Here is a 19,551-nt window from a genome sequence, read left to right on the forward strand (position 1 = left end):
TCCAAGGCAGCCAGCGCCCGGACGGCTCCGGCTGAAGCCGGAGCACCTTTGTTAAGAAAGATGTGAGTAAGGCATAGCTTCTTAAGGGGGATTTAGGGGGATCTAGACTCAGATATAAACGAGATTTAAATGGATTACAATCTTAATTGTAAGCCTCCATAGGCAAACAAGAACAGACAAAATTACGATCGCCAAACGCATTATCTATCCGACCCACCGCCGGCCAAAACTTATGTTCGCGAGTCCAAGGTGCCGGATAAGCCGCTTGCGCGCGAGTATAAGGACGATTCCACTCATCAACCATCAGAGATTCTGCGGTATGTGGCGCATTTTTTAAGACGTTATTTTGCGCGTCAACATTGCCTTTTTCAATCTCCGCAATTTCCGCTCGAATTGCAATCATCGCATCGCAAAAACGGTCTAATTCCTGCTTTGATTCGCTTTCCGTCGGTTCCACCATTACCGTACCAGCAACCGGCCAAGAAACCGTCGGCGCGTGATAGCCGTAATCCATCAACCGTTTAGCGATATCTTCGACTTCAATAGCTGCAGACTTTTTGAGCGATCGCAAATCCAGAATGCACTCATGCGCCACCAAACCCGCTTTCCCTTTGTACAAAACCGGATAATAAGATTCTAAGCGTTTTGCCATGTAATTAGCATTAAGAATTGCTACTTTTGTCGCTTCAGTTAAACCCACTCCTCCCATCATCCGAATGTACATCCAAGAAATAGGCAAAATGCTAGCACTTCCCCAAGGCGCGGCGGAAACAGCACCAACTGATGTTTGTTGACTGTTGACTGTTGACTGTTGACTGTTCGCTGTTGACTGTTGACTGTTAAGAATAGAATGACTGGGCAAAAATTCTACTAAATGAGACATTACCCCAATCGGGCCCATTCCCGGTCCGCCACCACCGTGGGGAATACAGAAAGTTTTGTGCAAATTTAAGTGACAAACATCAGCACCAAAATCACCAGGGCGGCACACACCAACTTGAGCATTCATATTTGCGCCGTCCATATAAACTTGTCCGCCACAGTTGTGGACAATCTCGCAAATGTCTTTAATTTCTTCCTCAAAAACGCCGTGCGTAGATGGATATGTCACCATCAAAGCCGCCAGTTCATTTTTGTGTTTCTCGGCTTTTTTATGTAAATCGGCAACATCAATATTACCCTGAAAATCGCACTCGACAGCAACTACTTTCATCCCCGCCATCACCGCGCTAGCCGGATTTGTACCGTGGGCTGACTGGGGAATCAAACAGATATTTCGGTGAGATTCGCCTCGGTGTTCGTGGTACTGGCGAATAACTAACAAGCCCGCGTATTCGCCTTGGGAACCGGCGTTTGGCTGCAAAGAAATTCCCGCAAAACCTGTGATTTCTGCCAGCCACTGTTCTAGTTGCACGAACATCTTTTGATAGCCGCGAGTTTGATCGCGGGGTGCAAAAGGATGTATCTTGCCAAATTCCGCCCAAGTCACCGGCATCATCTCTGCTGTTGCATTCAATTTCATGGTGCAAGAACCCAAGGGAATCATCGATGTATTTAGCGATAAGTCCTTGGCTTCTAAACGGTGCAAATAGCGCAAAAGTTCAGTTTCTGAATGGTAGCTGTTAAAAACTGGATGGGCGAGATAGCTGCTGGTGCGATCGCAAAAATCTGGTAAGGTCAAATATGAATTCAATGCGTCGGCATCCAGCGGAATGTTAAGAGCATTCTGCCCGTCTGCCCTGATATAATCCTTATCCTGTGAAAATATTTTCCACAACTCTTGTACATCTTCAACGGTGACAGTTTCATCTAAAGTGATTCCCACTGTCGAATCATCGAAAACTCGGAGATTAATTTTGCGAACTTTAACAGCTTCTAGAAGTTCTGACAGCGGTTTGTCTCCCAATTCTACCCGCAAAGTATCGAAGAAAGGTTGAGAACCAATTTTGTATCCGAAACTTCTTAAACCCGATGCCAAAAGTGCTGTTAAAGTCCATACTTTCTCCGCAATGTCTTTCAGTCCAGACGGGCCGTGATAAACAGCATACATACTCGCCATCACTGCCAGCAAAACTTGAGCAGTACAAATATTGCTGGTTGCTTTTTCGCGGCGGATGTGTTGTTCGCGAGTTTGCAAGGCCAAACGTAAAGCAGATTTGCCGTTGGCATCTTTAGAAACGCCGACGATTCTCCCCGGAACTTGCCGTTTAAACTCTTCTCGCGTGGCGAAGTAGGCGGCGTGGGGTCCTCCGAATCCCATCGGCACTCCGAAGCGCTGAGTGCTTCCTACGGCTATATCCGCGCCGAATTCGCCGGGGGGTGTGAGCAAGCAAAGGCTCAAAATGTCGGCGGCTACTGTGACTAATGCGCCGACTTCGTGTGCCGATCGAATAAAATCGCTATAGTCGTAAATTGCGCCGTCTGTAGCGGGGTATTGCAGGAGAGCGCCGAAGATTGTACGATCGAACTCAAAGCTTTGATGGTCGCCGACAATTACCTCAATTCCCAGCGGGTTAGCGCGAGTTTGCACCACTTCAATAGTTTGAGGGTGGCAATCTTGGGAAACAAAAAACACTTTTGCCCCCTTTTTGCTGGCGCCGTAACTCACCGCCATCGCTTCCGCCGCCGCAGTCCCTTCATCTAGCAAAGAAGCGTTGGCAATTTCCAAACCCGTGAGGTCAATTATCATGGTTTGGAAATTCAGTAAAGCTTCCAATCGTCCTTGAGCAATTTCGGCTTGGTAGGGAGTGTAAGCTGTATACCAGCCGGGATTTTCTAGGATATTCCGCTGAATGACCGGGGGTGTGATGCAATCGTGATATCCAGTGCCGATGTACGATCGAAATACCTGATTTTTTGTAGCAATTTCTTTCAATTCTTCCAAAGCGCTGTACTCGCTTTGCGCTGCGGGAAGTTGTAGGGGTGCAGAAATGCGAATCCCCGCAGGAACCGTTTTGTCAATCAAGTCATCGAGACTGGAAAGGCCCAAAACCTCCAGCATTTGCTGGATTTCGCTGGGTGTCGGGCCAATGTGCCGGCCCGCAAAACCATCAATGGATGAAAGGTTTTGCTGCTGGTTGGGTTCAAGTTGAGGGCTGTAGAGTACCAAGGCGGATTCTCCTGAATTGACTTTTCTTCTTTGTTTGTAACATTTTGCTAAGAAAACAAGGAAGATTTTCTGCGTCTATCAAAGTCCGACAGTCCGACAGGGGTTGAAACCCCTGTCTCATAGCTAAAGTCGTCGGTCGCCGACTGTAGATTAAGGCGCACTTATCGCAAATCCCCGCGCAACTGGTTAGTATTTCAATCGTCTTTAGACGACTTGTGCTATTAGCCAGGGGTTTCAACCCCTGGCGGATGGTGGAGGAATCAACGAGTCCTAACCCCGAATTCCAACTCCAAACCCAAAACTCATAACTACTCGCCTTCCACCATTTGGCGATACTTCTGGGCGGGTAAAGCATCATCGGCTTCGCTGAGATTGTCAACGCGCACTTTCAGCAGCCACCCAGCGCCATATGGGTCTTCCGCCAAATTTTCGGGAGACTCTATAATGTCATCATTGCGTTCTACTACTGTACCGGTAACTGGTGCTTTCAAGTCTTCAACGGCTTTCACTGACTCGACTGTACCGAAAGCTTCGCCTTTTTCCAACCCTGCACCGACTTCGGGCAAATCTAGAAACACGATATCGCCGAGTTGGTCAACTGCAAAGGCACTAATGCCGATTGTGGCAATTTCGCCTTCGAGTCGGATGTATTCGTGGGTGTCTAGGTATTTCAAGTCATCCGGGTATGTTAGTGCCATGTCTTTTCTCGCAATAAAAAAGTATTAGTTAAATCTTATTCAACTATGAGCCTTTAGTGATGGCTAAGTGGAACAGAAAAAATATTAAACGCTTGCTTTTCGGAGAATTTTCTGTCAAACGACTTATGAAATCTCTAATTTTTATTTACGCATTTCTGTGTTTTTACGGTTTCTTTTTTTCAGAACGGCTAATTTTTCAACCTCCGCCATCTAGCCAGAGTGATAGCAGGGAATTTATCAAAGTTAGCTCAGCTAATGGCGTGAAAATTTCTGCTGTTCATTTTCCTAACCCGCAAGCTAAATATACCATACTTTACAGTCACGGAAATGCGGAAGACTTGGACGGCATTTTGTGGCTACTCAGAGAGATTCGCGATAGCGGGTTTGCTGTGTTTGGCTATGATTATCAAGGTTACGGGACGAGTCAGGGAAATCCTTCTGAGTATAATACTTATCGTGATATTGATGCTGTTTACAATTATTTAACGCAACAGTTGGGAGTACCTGCAAACCAAATTATTCTTTACGGGCGTTCTGTGGGGGGTGGGCCGGCAATTGATTTGGCTTCCCGGGAAAAAGTCGGCGCTTTGGTGGTTGAAAGTTCCTTTGTTTCGGCTTTTCGGGTGTTAACGCGGATTCCTATTTTACCCTTTGACAAGTTTGTGAATATTGATAAGATTGGCAAAGTTCGATCGCCTGTTTTGGTGATTCATGGTAAGGCTGATGATGTGGTGCATTTTTGGCATGGAGAGCAGTTGTTTGCAGCGGCGAAGCAGCCGAAATTGAATTTTTGGGTTGATGGGGCCGGTCATAATGATTTGATGGATGTGGCGGGCGATCGCTATGCTGCAACTTTGCGACAATTTGCTAAGCTAGTAGATGAATCTTCTCGACCAATATGAGCAACGGGCTAGAAGCCCGTCCCACAACAACACATACACTTCACTTTTTTTTCTGTCGTTGCTCCTAGTCAGCCCCTGAATTAAGGCTTGCCTACTTAATTTAAATCGGGCGGTTTGGCGATCGATAAAATGGTTTTTTCACCACACTAGCTGGATAGTTTTTACCGCGAATCTCTATTTCTAATTCCTGACCGATTTTCGCTAATTTTGCGGGAACAAATGCGAGGGCTACTGGCCGATTCAATGTAGGCGATAATGTACCGCTAGTAACTTCTCCTACTATTTCGCCTTCAAATATTACCGGATAGCCGTGGCGTGCAATGTGCCGCCCCTGCATTTCTAAACCTACCAACCTCTTTGATACTCCACTCGCTTTCTGCTGTTCCAAAACCTCGCGCCCAATAAAATCGCCTTTGGTGTCGAGGTGAACTACCCAACCCAATCCAGCCTCTAAAGGCGTGATATTGTCGTCGATATCTTGACCGTAAAGAGCCATTGCTGCTTCTAAACGCAAGGTATCTCTCGCCCCCAAACCGCAGGGAACAACGCCAGCAGCTAACAATTTTTGCCACAGTTCTTTTCCTACTTCGGCATCCACCATGATTTCAAACCCATCTTCACCGGTGTAACCAGTTCTGGCGATAAAACTTGGCTGTCCCAACAAATTTGTTTCTAAGTGGCCGAATGCCTTAAGTGGTGCGAGGTTGTCTTCGACAAAAGGCTGGAGATAGTTAACAGCTTCTGGCCCTTGAATGGCGATTAAAACTTTATCTTCGGAAATGTCTGTAAAACAAAGTTCGCTCAATTCTAAGTGAGTGGTGATCCATGATTTGTCTGCGATGCGAGTGGCGGCATTGACAATGATTACTGCACGTTCTTCGCTAGTGATAGCATCTGGTTCTTGGCAGTAGAAAATAATGTCGTCTAAGATGCAGCCTTTGGCATCTAGCAAGACTGTATATTGAGCTTGACCGGGTTGCAAGCGGCTCAAGTCTGAGGGTACTAAGGGTTGAAATTTTTCTATTAGTTGTTTCCCTGTCAAACAGAATTTTCCCATGTGGGAAATGTCGAACATTCCTGCTTGCTGGCGTACTGCTTGGTGTTCGCTGCTAATGCCTGCGTACTGTACTGCCATCTCCCACCCGGAAAAGGGCACCATTCGGCCTTTGAGTTCTAATGATAGGTCGTACAGAGGCGTGCGGGCAAGTTGGCTCGGACTCTCTGGATTGCTGGGTTCAGTTGACTTTGCCACAGGTAGCGCTTTGGTTGCGGGTAGACTGTTTTGATTTTACGGGAAAATTGGTTTTCGCGGTGTGTAGCCCGATCGAATTTAACGACACGGCAATGCTGTTTAGGTACAAGTCGCGATCGAATTTAAGAACGCGGTGGTAATGTTTCGGTACAAATTAGGACACAGCAGTGATGTATCCCTAATCTTGATTTATGGAGAATAGCGGTTCTAGTCCATTGCTGTCGATAGCTAAAACCCGCCCACAAAGAGGGTTTGGTTGTTTCTATAACCAAACTGGTAGATTTGGCATTCTCAATTAGGAATGACAGAATATGTCTAAGCCAGAGATTTAGTACAGTCCCCACGTTGCGTCGGGGCTGTTGCTGAGTAGTTGCGTAGTTTGCATGAGTTCGCTGTTAAAGTAACGCTAGCTTGATTCTCGTAGGCACCATGCCCATCCGTGAACAAAGCGCAAGCAAGCAGAACAAGAAAGATAACTACTCTGAGAACCCGATCGCCTTGCACTGGCCCAAGCAGAAGCTGCTAACCAGATTAAAGACGAATTTTTAGCGGTACTCTCCCATGAGTGGCGATCGCCCGTGTGCTTAAACACTGAATGACTTAGGTTTTGGGCATATTATATCTTGATTCCCTAACAATAGCTGGCATAATAGGTAAATAGGCAGGACGAACCGCAATGAATGTAGAACGTACAAACTCCTTGAATCATCGAGAAGAGCTTACTGTAAATTTTCCTCAAGAGCTATGTACGGACTGCCAAGCACTCGAAGCACGATTTGCGGCGATCGTAGATCACATGGCTGAAGCCTTCATTTCTATTAATTCAGAGTGGCACTGCACCTATGTCAACCATAAAGCAGAGCAGCTTTTAAACAGGAAGCGGCAACACCTAATCGGCAAAAATATAAGGACAGTATTTTCGGTCGATCTTACCTCTGAGCTATGTAAGTATTGTCATCAAGCGATCGCAACGCAAACGGCGAGCGAGTTTGAAGAACACTACCCCTCACTCAACAAGTGGTTGAGAATTCGCCTCATCAAGAGTGAAGATAGCTTACTTATTTACTTCCAAGAAACCACAGAAACATCGTCACGCGATCGACAATTGAAAGCCGAAATCGCCAAGTGCCAGCAGGTGGAAGCCACTCTTCAGAAAAAACAGGACTTTTTGAAGGCAATTCTAAACAACGTTCAAGCTGGCATTGTAGCTTGCGATGCCGAGGGCATATTGACGGTATTTAACCAAGCAGCTAAAGATTTTCATGGAGTACCTCAGCAGCCAGTTCCACCGGAGCAATGGGCCCAGTATTATAACTTGTATTTGCCCGACGGCAAAACACGCATGAATACAGAGGATATTCCCCTGTTTCAGGCATTGCAAGGACAGAACGTTCGTGATGTGGAAATGATGATTGTTCCGCAGCAGGGAACTGCGCGAATGCTGTTAGCAACTGGACAGGCAATTATTGCCGCAAACGGCGAAAAACAGGGTGCAGTTGTCGTGATGCACGACATTACACAGCGCCAGCAGGCAGAAACAGCTCTGCGTGAGGGTGAAGCGCAATTATCCAGCATCTTCCAAACTATTCCTGATGGCATCACTATTCTAGATTCTACCGGACAGATTATCGCCGCAAATAGGGCAGCAGAGAGGATTTTAAGATTGACTCGCAGCGACATTGTGGAGCGAGGCTACAACGATCCATCCTGGTTGATTACAACCGTGGAGGGTCATCCTTTCCCAGAAGAGGAACTGCCGTTTGCGAGGGTGATGCAAAAAGGTGAGCCTGTTTATGGTATTGAACATGGCATTAGTCATGCCGATGGAACTCGCAGCATTCTCTCAATCAATGCTTCCCCTTTGTTTGACGCAGAGGGACAAATTATCAATATCATTGCTGCTTTCAGCGACATTACTGAACGCAAGCAAACCGAAGACGAACGAGTACAGCTTGTTCGAGAACAGGCAGCCCGTGCTGTAGCAGAGAGTTCTCAACAAAAATCAGCATTTTTAGCCCAAGTGAGTGCTGTCCTTTCCTCTTCACTAGAGTATGAACAAACTCTCCAAAGCGTTGCAAAGCTGGCAGTTCCTTATTTTGCAGATTGGTGTAGTGTCGATCTCCTGAATGACGATCGTACAATCGATCGGGTTGCAGTTGCTCATTCAGATCCCGAAAAAGTGAAGTTGGGCTGGGAGTTGGCTCAACGCTTTCCCAGACATCTCGATGATGGGTATGGCATTGCTAAAGTCATGCAAACAGGACAGGTTGAAATAGGGATTGAGATTACAGATGAACAGTTAGTTGCAGCAGTGTCAAATGCTGAATACCTGGAAATCTTACGAGGAGTTGGGTTAAAGTCCTGCATCATTGCACCGCTACAGGCACGCGGGCGCGTGTTGGGTAGCATTACCTTTGTGTTTACTGAATCCGATCGCCGCTATCGCCTGGAAGACATTCCCTTGGCTGAAGATTTGGCTCAGCGAGCAGCGATCGCCATTGATAACGCCCGTCTCTATAATGAAACACAACAAGCGAAATTAGCCGCCGAACTCGCTGCTAACCGGACGGCTCGACTGCTGGCGGTGATGACAGCTTTGTCTGAATCGCTAACCTCGGCTCAAGTGGCTCAGGTGATTATTGAACAGGGAATGTCCGCACTGGGAGCAAGTTGTGGTTTGGTTGCGGTATTAAACCAGGATGCAAGCGAACTGGAGATTATTCAAGCGATCGGCTATGAGCACGTAGGAGAATTTCAGCGCAGTTTTTCGATTCATGCACCCTATCCTCTGGCAGAAGCCGTGCGAAGTGGGCAACCTGTTTGGGTAGAAACCATCGAAAACCGCATTGCCCGTTATCCTGATTTAGCCCAAGCTTATGCCAAGGTTGGTTCAGAAGCCTGGATTTCAGTGCCATTGTTGATTGAAGGACAAGCCGTTGGTGGGCTATCGCTCAGTTTTTCCACAGTTCCCCAGCTTTGTGAGAGTGATCGCGCTTTCGTTTTGGCGCTGGCACAGCAGTCAGCGCAGTCGATCGACCGAGCACGGCTCTACGAGTCTGAATCGCAAGCACGGACACAAGCAGAAGCAGCTAACCGAATTAAAGATGAGTTCTTAGCTGTCTTGTCGCACGAATTGCGAACTCCGTTGAATCCGATTCTGGGTTGGACTCGACTGCTGCGAAGGGGAACTCTGAATTCTGGCAAGACGGCGGTAGCTCTCGAAACGATTGAGCGCAATACCCAGTTGCAAGTTCAACTGATTGAGGATTTGCTGGATATTTCTCGCATTCTGCAAGGAAAACTGAGTTTGAACTCTACTCCTCTTAATTTGAAAACAACTCTTAAAGCTGCGATCGAAACAGTTAGTTTAGCTGCCGAAGCGAAGAACATTCAAATTCAAACTCAGCTAGAACCAAATGTAAATGATGTGTTAGGAGATGCTACCAGATTGCAACAGGTTGTCTGGAATTTGCTCACCAATGCCATTAAGTTCACCCCAACTGGAGGTAGAGTTGAAGTTGAGCTAAAAACGATTGATTCCTGTGCACAAATTCAAGTTAGGGATACAGGGAAAGGGATTAAGCCAGAATTTATTCCCTATGTCTTTGACACATTTCGGCAAGCCGATAGCAGTATTACGAGAACATTTGGTGGGTTAGGGCTGGGATTAGCGATCGTGCGTCACGTCGTTGAGCTACATGGTGGAACTGTCAAAGCCGAAAGTTTTGGAGAAGGACAGGGAGCAACATTTACTGTCACACTTCCCTTATTAGCCAGAAGCAATGATGCAAACAGTGATGGCAAGGACAATCTATCACTCAATGCTCACACTTCACCCTTGGCTAGATTATGTATCCTGGCAGTTGATGACGAAGTAGACAATTTAGAATTAGTTCAATGTATCTTGGAGCAAGCGGGAGCCACGGTGATCTATGTATCTTCAGCAACAGAGGCGCTACAACAACTCACTAAATTTAAGCCAGATGTTTTGATTGCTGATATTGGGATGCCACAAATCGATGGCTATGAGTTGATTCGTCAAATCAGACAACTATCCACAGATGAGGGAGGGCAGATTCCCGCGATCGCTCTGACAGCCTATGCAGGTGAGACAAATAAACAGCAAGCACTAGCAGCCGGATTTCAAAGGCATCTTCCCAAGCCTGTTGAGCCTGAAACGTTAGTGGAGACAATTGAGAAATTGCTTCATCAAATCGAGTAATATTCATTCCGGTTGCACTCCTCCGGAATTGTTGACTGTTGACTGTTGACTGTTGACTGTTGACTGTTGACTGTTGACTGTTAGTCGAAAAACTCAATGAGATAAATTCCGGTTGCATCGGAATGGTCAAATCCAGTTAACAGTCAACAATCACCGATGGATGGTGCAAGCGGAATTTATCTCATTCATTTGCGTTAATCTGTGTTTATCTGCCCTCATCTGCGGTGAAAAAAAGATAATTTCTCGGGCCACTGATGACAAGGGATTGACGCTGATTAACGCAGATGAAGAAAAGAGAGATAGGAATAATTTCGATGCTAACAGAGCTAACAGATTTGATATTATGGTTGAGTAAGGATTTCAAATTGATTATTGGAGATGTCTTTTGAGTATAGTCTTGGAAGAAAATGTCACGAATTGAGGGCTAGCCTAATGCTGCTTGACTTAGATGTATGAATAGGCTCTGCTAAGGCATTGCTCCCCAAACCCCATAATATATCCTTGACACCAGCCCTGGGCCCAGAACGCGGGAAATTTTAACTTTGCCCCACAGTTGGGAAATTCCGATCGCAATCGCAACTAATCTCGATCGCCCCAACATCCCCAAATCATGACAAACCCCATCACCCAGTAAGGACACGACACCGTGCCGTGTCCTTAACCGTAGCTTATCGGCGACAACCTTCAGCGATCGCCCTTAATACAGCTAGCCGCACTTCAGGATGAGATTTCTCAAGCCCGTTAGCCCGAAAAATCCAGTGTCCGGCACCCGCGTGCTCGATCGCAATTTTCTGTCCGTCGGGCAAAACTATTTGCCACCAATTCAACACAGTGGCTTTAATTAGTTGGCACTGAATTTCGTTCAATTGAACCTCCATGAGTTTCAGTTGACGCATGATCGGATTTTGGGCTGATGATTTCATGATTTTTATCCTCAAATGAATTTGACCGTTTCTTAGCTAGGATTTCAGTTTGCTGATTTTTCAACTTAATTTCACGTTCGGAACTTTTAGCGTTAACTTTCCCTTCCGAACTTTTAGCCTTAACTTCTTCTCTTTTACCACCTTTAGGGTCAACTTTACCTCCAAAACCTTTAGACTTAACTTTTCCTTGAGCAGAAGTTGAAGTCTGTTCCGTTGCCGGCTTCTTAAACTCCGCGTCTAATTGGTCTAAAATCTCCTCTTGTTCGGGAGTATGTTCCGCTGGCTGCTCTAAATTTCTGGGATTGTATTCGCCAACCAACCTTGCCAAAAATTCCGAAATTGACAGTCCGGCTGCGGCTGCTTTTTTCGTTAAAAGGGCGTAGGTGTCGGTTTTAATGCGAATTTGTTTGAGCCGGAGGTTGGGATTGTTGTCAACTGTTTCGGCAATAGTTACTGCGGTAATCCTTTCTTTGGGTATGACATCGACAACTTCTTGCCACTTTTCCTGTAAACGACAGTCGCCATATTGGTCGGTGATTGCGTGTTTGAACAAAGGAACAACTTGAGCAACGCAGCTAGGCAAAATCTCAAATCCGGCTTTAATTAAGCGCAGGCAAATGCTCGCAGCTTTGATAATCTGTGTGCAGTAAAAATACTGCCTACCTAAGGCTTGTTCGCAGTAACTTTTAAAAGTTTTGAACTTGTCTTTGTACAATCGCAGCTTTCGGATGGCGTCCAGCATGATTCCTTGACGCACGTAGTCTAGGAATCCCCTTTTAATTTCGCCTGTCAGGTAGTCTAAATCGTGAAAGGGAGATTGATTCTGGATTTCTTCTTCAAAGTCTAGCAGCGGGCCTGCAAAGTGAAAGTTGGAGGCGACATCGCCTAGGTAGAAGTTGTCAATTGATGTGGGCATGATCTGGAATGGTTCGAGAAATGGCACGATAGCACGGAAGTTGTGCGATCGCAAAGTAGAAGTTTTGGTCTGGATCTTTGATACAATTTTGAGTTGGGCTGTCTCTGTGAGGTCGATCGACCTTTTACATAGCACCACCTCCTCGGCGTTGAGGAAAAGAGGCTTGAGGTATGCGCCCAAGCCCCGAAAATACTAAGGCTATGCAGGCATAATGAGTAGAGACTACAAATAAGGCGGTTCTTCAAACCTGCATTTTGACCTTGGAGGCTCGTTGAGCTGCCTTTGTTGTGCCTACCAACATGAAGTTTACGTCTTATCAAAATATTTGTCAAGACGTTTGCATCATGAATATTTCGTCCTATGATAGAAGAAGATTTACAAGAAAAGGAGAAGTCTCCATTGAGACTACTCAGAGAACAAGCTGGACTAACACGCCCTCAAGTCAAAGAAAAAATCGGAATTTCCGAGCGAAGACAAGCTGACTGGGAATTAGGCAAGGCTCTACCTAATGCTGAAAACATACTTGCTATGGCTAATCTGTACCAGGTTTCTCTAAAAACTATGTTTGAGCTTTTAGGATTAGACGTAACCAAAATTCCCGATGACTTACCAAGTCGATCGCCCTCGCCGAACGACAACTAACCCGCAGGGGTTGGGAAATGTCTAGGGAAACGGGCTTGAGTCATGCACCCAAGCCCGGAAAATACTAAGGCTATGCAGGCATAATGGGTAGAAACTACAAATAGGGCAGCTTGCTAAACCAAAGCGTTTCCACCGTCCGGCTAAAGCAGCGGCCTTTCTGTTGTCTCTATCTTAAACAACCTTAGTTGTATTTCAGTAATTTGTCAACAACTTTGGTTGTGAATTTGCTATGATATGCCCCGAAAGAAACAAACTCAAGAATCCAAAGATATACCAGCACTGCAAATCTTGCGGGAGGCTGTTGGTTTATCGCAATCCGCCTTAGCAAAACAAATTCCCGACAAAACCCGCACAAAAACCCTAACTCAGCAAGCTATTAGCAAGTGGGAACGAGGACTAGACGAACCCGAACTGACGATTGCTCAAATGAAAGCTCTTTGCAAAGCTTTGGGAAAAACGCTTAACGATTTACCTAACGACTTAGGCCCACCAAATCCCGACTGACAACTAAAAACTCAAAAAGCCCGATCGACCTTTCATCGATCAATCCGTAATTTTCGCTCTCAGAGCTTTAATCTGGCCTCGCTTGGTTTTGCTGTCGAGACGCTTGCGCTGGGAACTACGAGTTGCTTTGCTGGGTTTGCGCCTTTTCGGTATGACGATCGCACTTTTAATCAGTTCTTGCAGCCGTCTCAAAGCCTCCTCCCGGTTTTGTTCCTGGCTGCGGTGTTCCTGGGCTTTGATGACAATCACACCTTCGGAGGTGATGCGCTGGTCGTTGATTTGCAACAAACGCTGCTTGTAGCGATCGGGCAATGAGGAAGCTGGGATATCAAAGCGCAAGTGAATCGCACTCGCCACCTTATTTACATTTTGCCCCCCCGCGCCTTGAGAGCGAATCGCACTAATCTCGATTTCGCGATCGTCTATGAACACTGTATTAGAAATTTGTAGCATGATTCATCAGTGAGGTTAATGATACAGGTCGATCTTGCTTGTCTGCGGAGGCGGATGAAAGTTTGACTCTATGCAGCGATTTCACTCGCCGAATGATGCACTTAGTTTAGTATTTGACAACTCCCCGCCGTAAAACGGCCCAGATTCTTCCTTTATTTCCCGCTAGCCATGTTCGGTTATCCGCCGCTACTCAATCCATGAAAAGCACTCTACAATAAGTGTATAGGTTCGTTAATCTATGATTAGGACTCGGAACAAACCAATTTTTTTGTTTCTGAGATCCAAAAGCTTCTTCCCGGAAGGGAGGGATGAATTGGCGAAGGCTGAGAGCATGGCGCATATTTCTAGAGCGATTGTTTATGTGGCTATTGAGCTACGGAAAAGGAAAACCCAGTCTCCCACTAACGAAAAGAAAGGAGGAAAAAAGCTATGAAATTAAAGTTCGTAAACTTAATACTAGCGATGTTCTTGCTCTTCGCCAACGCGTCCGGTCCAATCCTAAAACTGAATAGCCTGTAAGTAGGCCCACCTCAAACATAATACCCAGAACCCCGACTTCTTTAAGAATTCGGGGTTCTAACATATGGAGATGGAGATAGTTTTACTTTTAATTACGTTGATTTACTTAGTTCAGCCTTTTGCCAGATGACAACCATTAACTGCTGAAACCCAAGTGGATTTGTTAAAGCTTTCTACTACCGTTGGGGGCGACTCATTCCGCAAGCAGTTTGGGTGGACTCCACGCTATCCCAGCTACCGAGAAGGGTTGCAACAAACCGTGGAAACGTGGGGATCGAGTGCTGGTTGAATTGTTTTGATTCCCGGTAATCTTTGCTTTGAACTTGAATAACTTGGACTTGGGCTTTTTGTGTGTACTCAAGTTCAAGTATTATTCCAACAGTCAGGCGATCGCTCTTTAACGACGAATATATTAAAAGCTATCTCGAAAACAAACGTCAAGGGATTTTATAGTTGAGGAATGTAACAAAACTTTAATCACACCCAAACCGGAGTTTTAGAAAAAATTAATGCGGATATCGTGACAATGGGCAATGCTGTAGCCTAAGATCGCCTTACATTGTCAATATCATCTCAAGGCAAGGGTGAAAAATGGCAGATATCAACGGCACGATGATGCAATATTTCCACTGGTACACTTCCGATCAAGGAACCCTGTGGGATCAGGTGAAAAACCAGGCGAAAGAATTGGCAGATGCGGGTTTTACGGCACTGTGGCTGCCCCCAGCTTACAAAGGAAGTGGCGGGCAAAGCGACGTTGGATATGGGGTTTACGACTTATTTGATTTGGGAGAATTCGACCAAAAAAATTCAATCCGCACCAAATATGGTACTAAGCAGCAATATTTGGATGCGATCGCAGCCCTGCACCAATCTCAGGTTCAGGTCTATGCCGATGTAGTTATCAACCACAAAATGGGTGCAGATGCAGCAGAGATATTTAAGGCAACTCCTTATCCTGACAACAATCGGCTAAATCCCAAAGGTGGGTTGCAAGAAATCAAAAGCTACACCCATTTTAACTTTCCCGGACGCAAAGGTAAATATTCCCAATTTGAATGGCACTGGTGGCATTTTGATGCAGTAGACTACAACGAGTACAATAAAGACGATCGCAGTACAGTCTATTTGGTAGAAGGGAAATTTTTTGATGACTATGTTTCCCTAGAAAATGGCAATTTTGCATATTTAATGGGGTGCGATCTAGATTTCCAGGATCAATCGGTACGAGATGAAATTACACGCTGGGGTAAGTGGTATCTCGACACAACAGGTGCCGACGGTTTCCGTTTAGATGCCATCAAGCACATATCGTCTTGGTTTTTTCCGGAATGGTTGGATGAAATGGAGCGATATGTCGGCAAAGATTTGTTTGTTGTCGGTGAGTATTGGGCACCAAATATCGATATCCTGCACTGGTATATCGGTTCAGTTAAGGGCAAAATGTCAGTTTTTGATGTGCCACTGCATTACAACTTTCATTACGCCAGCCAACAGGGCGGTAACTACGATATGCGGCGCATCTTAGACGGTACAATGATGCAGCAGCAACCGACTAATGCAGTAACGTTTGTCGAAAACCACGACTCTCAACCGCTGCAAGCACTTGAATCTGTTGTAGAACCGTGGTTTAAACCTCTTGCTTATGCGATTATTCTATTGCGAAGAGAAGGTTATCCCTGCGTTTTCTACGGCGACTATTACGGTGCAGAATATGAAGATTGGGGCCGTGATGGCAAGCGGTATAAGATTGTTTTGCCCTCTCATCGATCGCTAATTGACAAGTTTCTCCATGCTCGCAAACACTTCGCCTACGGCCCTCAATATGACTATTTCGATCATTGGAATACCATTGGCTGGACGAGATTGGGCAATGGGAAGCATCCACAGGCAATGGCAGTAATTATGAGTGACGGCCCGGAGGGTTTCAAGTGGATGGAAGTTGGTAAGCCTTATGCTAAGTTTGTGGACTTAACAGGGCATATTCAGGAACCTGTTTCTACTAATGAGTGGGGTTGGGGCGAGTTTCGCTGTCAAGGCGGTTCAGTATCCGTATGGGTTCAGCAATAATATTAGTTGGCAGTAATCTGATTGTCTATCTGTAAGGTGCGCCGAAACGCACCCTACAAAAATTAATTAATCGGTAGTACCGGTTTGCAGCGACTCTTTAGCAGTCTGCGTCCACTCAGAGTGGAAGAATTCACCGCGCGGTTTGTCGGTGCGCTCGTAGGTGTGAGCCCCAAAATAATCCCGCTGAGCTTGCGTGAGGTTTTGCGGCAATCTTTCGCGCCGGTAGCTATCGAAATAGTCCAGCGAGGCGCTAAATGCTGGCACTGCAATCCCTAGTTGGCAAGCAGTAGCTAACACGTCCCGCCAAGCCGATTGGCGATCGAGAATGCTCTGTTTGAACTCCGGCGCTAACAGCAAATTCGGCAACGTGGGATCGTCCTTGAAAGCTGTTTTAATCTTGTCCAAAAATCCAGCCCGAATAATACAGCCACCTTTCCAAATTCGGGAAATTTCGCTCAAACTTAAGTCATAGTTGTACGACTTCGAGGCTGCGCTCAAAAGTGCCATACCTTGCGCGTAGGAGCAAATCTTCGAGCAGTAAAGCGCATCCCGGACTTTGTTAACAAACTCTTTAGTATCGCCTTCGTATTTGCCGCTAGGCCCCGTCAGTGCTTGGGAAGCTTTAACGCGCTCGTCTTTGTAAGAAGACATGATTCTCGCATTCACAGCAGCAATAATTGTGGGAATGCTCACGCCCAATTCTAAAGCACTCATTACAGTCCAGCGGCCGGTGCCTTTTTGACCGGCTGCGTCCATAATTACCTCAACTAAGGGTTGCTTAGTTTCCGGGTCAATATACTTGAAAATGTTAGCCGTAATTTCAATCAAAAACGAGTTGAGTTCGTCTGTGGTGTTCCATTCGGCAAAAACTTCCTGCAACTGCTTGCCGTCCAATCCACCAACGTTTTTGAGCAAATCGTAGGCTTCAGCAATGAGCTGCATATCCCCGTATTCAATGCCGTTGTGAACCATCTTCACGTAGTGGCCGGCGCCACCGGGGCCGATGAAAGTGACGCAGGGGCCGTCATCTACTTGAGCCGCAATTTTGGTAAGAATTGGCTCTAGTATGCCGTAAGCAGCGTGGGTGCCACCGGGCATCAGGCTAGCACCGTTGAGCGCGCCTTCTTCGCCACCGCTGATGCCCATGCCGACAAATCCCAGTCCGATCGATTCTAAATCTTTGGTGCGGCGTTCGGTGTCGTCGTATAGCGAGTTGCCGCCGTCAATAATCATGTCGCCCGGTGACAGCATGGGTTTGAGCTGGTCGATTACTGCATCTACGGGTTTCCCAGCTTGCACCATGACTAAGATTCGGCGCGGGGTTTCTAGGGCATCGACGAATTCTGTCAGAGTCTTGGCGGCTACAATGTTCTTGCCGGGGGCGCGTTTGGCCATGAAGTCGTCGGTTTTGGCTGCTGTGCGGTTGTATACAGCCACGGAGAAGCCTCTGCTTTCGACGTTGAGCGCTAGGTTTTCGCCCATCACGGCTAGACCAATTAAACCAAAATTTTGCTTTGTCATGCTAATAACCCGCTGGTTGTTCCCGCTTGAGGATTGATTTGCGAGAGAGGAAAGCGAGGCGGGGTGTAGCGCTTTCCGGTGGACTAAAAGTATTGGACAATAGACCTAGGAGGTTTAGGTTTATTTTTATATTCTCAGAATTGCTGTTTGGTAAATCAGTAGGGTTTTTTTAAGATTTAAGGGGTATTAATGACGCGGGCAGGTGATGATAAGGCAGGTATTATGTCGATCGCGGTAACGGTAGATACAAACAAGCGGACATTTTGAGGAAAATTGAGGAGACTGTTTTAACTATGGAAGATTTGCAGTATCTCGCGGCCTGGGTGAAGGAGCAACACGCTCGCGAGTATATTTTGACTTGGCTGCTGAGTCAACAGGGGTTGTGGTGGTCGGATGGGGATATTTATCAGGCCGTTTTGCAAAAGTCGGGAAAGCTTTTGAAAGCTTATGTTCAAAAAAGGCAAGCGGGAGAGTTATTTGAGGGAATTTCTGAGAAGTTGGTGGGAGATGATAATTGGGATGATTTGGTGCTGAGTTTAGGGCGAATTGTTGCTGTTTATCAAGAGGAATTGCTGAAGCTGCAAGAGCGCGATCGCCGGGGTGATGGGCTAAAAAAAAATTTGATTAGTCAACCGTTGACTGGAGATCCTTTGCCGCTTTTGGAGGTGCAGCAAGCTTTGCCAGATCCTTATGCGGATACGTTGACGGGGAGATAATTTGCGATCGACTTTTTGGAGGTACAAGAATCTCAGAAACCTGGTTTCTTCCTATATCTCTCGTACTCAACCAAAAATTGTCGCAGAAACCCGGTTTCTCGCCACGCAGTAAATCCCAGAAACCTGGTTTCTTCCTATATCTCTCGTACTCAACCCAAATTATTCGCAGAAACCCGGCTTCTCGCCAGCCAACTAAAGAAAATGAATCGAGATTCAAGGATTGAGAATAGGTGTAAGATCTAGAAGAAATCCGGGAAGTACATCTTCACCCGAAAGTATTGGCGGTTGGTCAAAAGAGAAATTAATAACTTCTGCTACATCTTCAGACAACCGATAGATTTCTACTAAAGGCGTTTGGGGGTCAATTAGCCAACCTAAGCGACAGCCGTTAGTTTGATAATACCGCATTTTAGCCCGCAATGTTTCTAGGGAATCAGTTTGCGAGCGCAATTCTATTACAAAGTCCGGGCACAGGGGAGGAAATTTGCGCTTATCTTCTGCGGATAATGCTTCCCAACGTTCTAGGAGTACCCAAGCAGCATCAGGGGAACGCTTCGCACCGTTGGGTAATTGAAAGACAGTGGAAGAGTCAAAGACTTTTCCCAATCGAGTCTGACGATTCCACAAATTTAGGTCTGTAGTCAAATCGGAATTTCTGATGCCGCTTTCGCCGCCTGTTGGAGGCATAATAATTAGTTCTCCTTCCGGGGTTTGTTCTAATCGCCACTCTTCATTAGCGATGGACAATTGATAAAATTGTTCGTCGGTTAAAGCGACGGCTGCAGGTAGGTTTAGAGTTATAGTTTCCATCGTTGATATTATCGCCAACTAGGTTGGTTTTATTATAACTCGCACTTTCTGACAATTTTCTCAAAAAGATCGCATTCAACAGTAAAACAGGTATCTCTGCTTTACTTTGAAGGCTAGATCCCCCTACATCCTCCTTAAGAAGGGGGACTTTGAATCGAACTTTTGTACCCTCGTTAAGAAGCGGGAATTTGTATTGGACTTTTGTCCCCCCTTTTTTAGGCGTTGCACAATTAAGAGATGATTTATGCTACCATAGGAACAGCCCCATATTTTAGATAATACAACAGCAAGCGA

The 19,551-nt window shown here is 46.0% G+C and carries 15 protein-coding genes; 6 read left to right on the forward strand and 9 right to left on the reverse strand.

Translation table 11 applies throughout. The features are described 5' to 3' along the window. Positions 1 to 142 precede the first annotated feature (142 nt). Positions 143 to 3,109, reverse strand: coding sequence for an aminomethyl-transferring glycine dehydrogenase (gene gcvP, locus QUA04_RS23600; protein ID WP_333261499.1), 2,967 nt, complete (start codon positions 3,107 to 3,109; stop codon positions 143 to 145). A gap of 308 nt (positions 3,110 to 3,417) precedes the next feature. Then, positions 3,418 to 3,807, reverse strand: coding sequence for a glycine cleavage system protein GcvH (gene gcvH, locus QUA04_RS23605; protein WP_333261501.1), 390 nt, complete (start codon positions 3,805 to 3,807; stop codon positions 3,418 to 3,420). Positions 3,808 to 3,866: 59 nt separating this feature from the next. Between gcvH and QUA04_RS23610 the strand changes: the two genes are divergently transcribed. Then, positions 3,867 to 4,709 (forward strand): alpha/beta hydrolase, encoded by an 843-nt coding sequence (locus QUA04_RS23610; protein WP_333261505.1) that lies wholly within the window; start codon positions 3,867 to 3,869, stop codon positions 4,707 to 4,709. A gap of 100 nt (positions 4,710 to 4,809) precedes the next feature. Here the strand turns inward: QUA04_RS23610 and gcvT are convergent, their stop codons facing one another. Then, on the reverse strand, positions 4,810 to 5,961 hold the full coding sequence (gene gcvT, locus QUA04_RS23615) for a glycine cleavage system aminomethyltransferase GcvT (RefSeq protein ID WP_333261508.1): 1,152 nt from the start codon (positions 5,959 to 5,961) through the stop codon (positions 4,810 to 4,812). A 676-nt stretch (positions 5,962 to 6,637) separates the two neighbouring features. Between gcvT and QUA04_RS23620 the strand changes: the two genes are divergently transcribed. Beyond that, positions 6,638 to 10,183, forward strand: coding sequence for a PAS domain S-box protein (locus QUA04_RS23620; protein WP_333261511.1), 3,546 nt, complete (start codon positions 6,638 to 6,640; stop codon positions 10,181 to 10,183). Between the two features lie 466 nt (positions 10,184 to 10,649). Here QUA04_RS23620 and QUA04_RS23625 read toward each other — a convergent pair whose 3' ends face one another. The 3 genes from QUA04_RS23625 to QUA04_RS23635 are packed head-to-tail and all read right to left on the reverse strand — an operon-like array spanning position 10,650 to position 12,202. Beyond that, positions 10,650 to 10,823: a hypothetical protein gene (locus tag QUA04_RS23625; RefSeq protein ID WP_333261513.1), complete on the reverse strand. Its 174-nt coding sequence runs from the start codon at positions 10,821 to 10,823 to the stop codon at positions 10,650 to 10,652. Positions 10,824 to 10,851: 28 nt separating this feature from the next. Next, positions 10,852 to 11,049 (reverse strand): hypothetical protein, encoded by a 198-nt coding sequence (locus tag QUA04_RS23630; RefSeq protein ID WP_333049195.1) that lies wholly within the window; start codon positions 11,047 to 11,049, stop codon positions 10,852 to 10,854. Then, positions 11,021 to 12,202: a hypothetical protein gene (locus QUA04_RS23635; protein WP_333261516.1), complete on the reverse strand. Its 1,182-nt coding sequence runs from the start codon at positions 12,200 to 12,202 to the stop codon at positions 11,021 to 11,023. Before QUA04_RS23635 ends, QUA04_RS23630 begins: the two co-directional genes overlap by 29 nt. A gap of 180 nt (positions 12,203 to 12,382) precedes the next feature. On the opposite strand from QUA04_RS23635, the gene QUA04_RS23640 reads away from it, so the two are divergent. Together QUA04_RS23640 and QUA04_RS23645 are read left to right on the forward strand one after the other, a co-directional pair. Then, complete coding sequence (locus QUA04_RS23640; RefSeq protein WP_333147253.1) at positions 12,383 to 12,664, forward strand: helix-turn-helix transcriptional regulator; 282 nt, start codon at positions 12,383 to 12,385, stop codon at positions 12,662 to 12,664. Positions 12,665 to 12,898: 234 nt separating this feature from the next. Continuing rightward, positions 12,899 to 13,168 (forward strand): helix-turn-helix transcriptional regulator, encoded by a 270-nt coding sequence (locus QUA04_RS23645; protein WP_333038826.1) that lies wholly within the window; start codon positions 12,899 to 12,901, stop codon positions 13,166 to 13,168. A 39-nt stretch (positions 13,169 to 13,207) separates the two neighbouring features. Here QUA04_RS23645 and arfB read toward each other — a convergent pair whose 3' ends face one another. Continuing rightward, entirely contained in the window at positions 13,208 to 13,621 is a 414-nt protein-coding gene (arfB, locus tag QUA04_RS23650) for an alternative ribosome rescue aminoacyl-tRNA hydrolase ArfB (RefSeq protein WP_332960044.1), read from the reverse strand. Between the two features lie 1,110 nt (positions 13,622 to 14,731). Here arfB and QUA04_RS23655 point away from each other — a divergent pair. After that, positions 14,732 to 16,210, forward strand: a complete 1,479-nt coding sequence (locus QUA04_RS23655; RefSeq protein ID WP_333261520.1) for an alpha-amylase — start codon at positions 14,732 to 14,734, stop codon at positions 16,208 to 16,210. A 66-nt stretch (positions 16,211 to 16,276) separates the two neighbouring features. On the opposite strand, the gene gnd is transcribed toward QUA04_RS23655, so the two are convergent. Further along, complete coding sequence (gene gnd / locus QUA04_RS23660) at positions 16,277 to 17,731, reverse strand: decarboxylating NADP(+)-dependent phosphogluconate dehydrogenase (protein WP_333261523.1); 1,455 nt, start codon at positions 17,729 to 17,731, stop codon at positions 16,277 to 16,279. Positions 17,732 to 18,024: 293 nt separating this feature from the next. On the opposite strand from gnd, the gene QUA04_RS23665 reads away from it, so the two are divergent. Further along, entirely contained in the window at positions 18,025 to 18,447 is a 423-nt protein-coding gene (locus tag QUA04_RS23665; RefSeq protein WP_333145077.1) for a hypothetical protein, read from the forward strand. A gap of 213 nt (positions 18,448 to 18,660) precedes the next feature. Here QUA04_RS23665 and QUA04_RS23670 read toward each other — a convergent pair whose 3' ends face one another. Further along, entirely contained in the window at positions 18,661 to 19,257 is a 597-nt protein-coding gene (locus tag QUA04_RS23670; protein WP_333261525.1) for a Uma2 family endonuclease, read from the reverse strand. Positions 19,258 to 19,551: the final 294 nt, after the last annotated feature.

It is taken from the genome of Microcoleus sp. S13_C5 (assembly GCF_036700845.1).
GTDB lineage: Bacteria > Cyanobacteriota > Cyanobacteriia > Cyanobacteriales > Microcoleaceae > Microcoleus.

Coding starts and splice junctions, on each gene's coding strand:
- gcvH (WP_333261501.1), bottom strand. CDS start 3,807: ATGGCACTAACATACCCGGATGACTTGAAATACCTAGACACCCACGAA.
- QUA04_RS23610 (WP_333261505.1), top strand. CDS start 3,867: ATGGCTAAGTGGAACAGAAAAAATATTAAACGCTTGCTTTTCGGAGAA.
- QUA04_RS23620 (WP_333261511.1), top strand. CDS start 6,638: ATGAATGTAGAACGTACAAACTCCTTGAATCATCGAGAAGAGCTTACT.
- QUA04_RS23640 (WP_333147253.1), top strand. CDS start 12,383: ATGATAGAAGAAGATTTACAAGAAAAGGAGAAGTCTCCATTGAGACTA.
- QUA04_RS23645 (WP_333038826.1), top strand. CDS start 12,899: ATGCCCCGAAAGAAACAAACTCAAGAATCCAAAGATATACCAGCACTG.
- arfB (WP_332960044.1), bottom strand. CDS start 13,621: ATGCTACAAATTTCTAATACAGTGTTCATAGACGATCGCGAAATCGAG.
- QUA04_RS23655 (WP_333261520.1), top strand. CDS start 14,732: ATGGCAGATATCAACGGCACGATGATGCAATATTTCCACTGGTACACT.
- gnd (WP_333261523.1), bottom strand. CDS start 17,731: ATGACAAAGCAAAATTTTGGTTTAATTGGTCTAGCCGTGATGGGCGAA.
- QUA04_RS23665 (WP_333145077.1), top strand. CDS start 18,025: ATGGAAGATTTGCAGTATCTCGCGGCCTGGGTGAAGGAGCAACACGCT.
- QUA04_RS23670 (WP_333261525.1), bottom strand. CDS start 19,257: ATGGAAACTATAACTCTAAACCTACCTGCAGCCGTCGCTTTAACCGAC.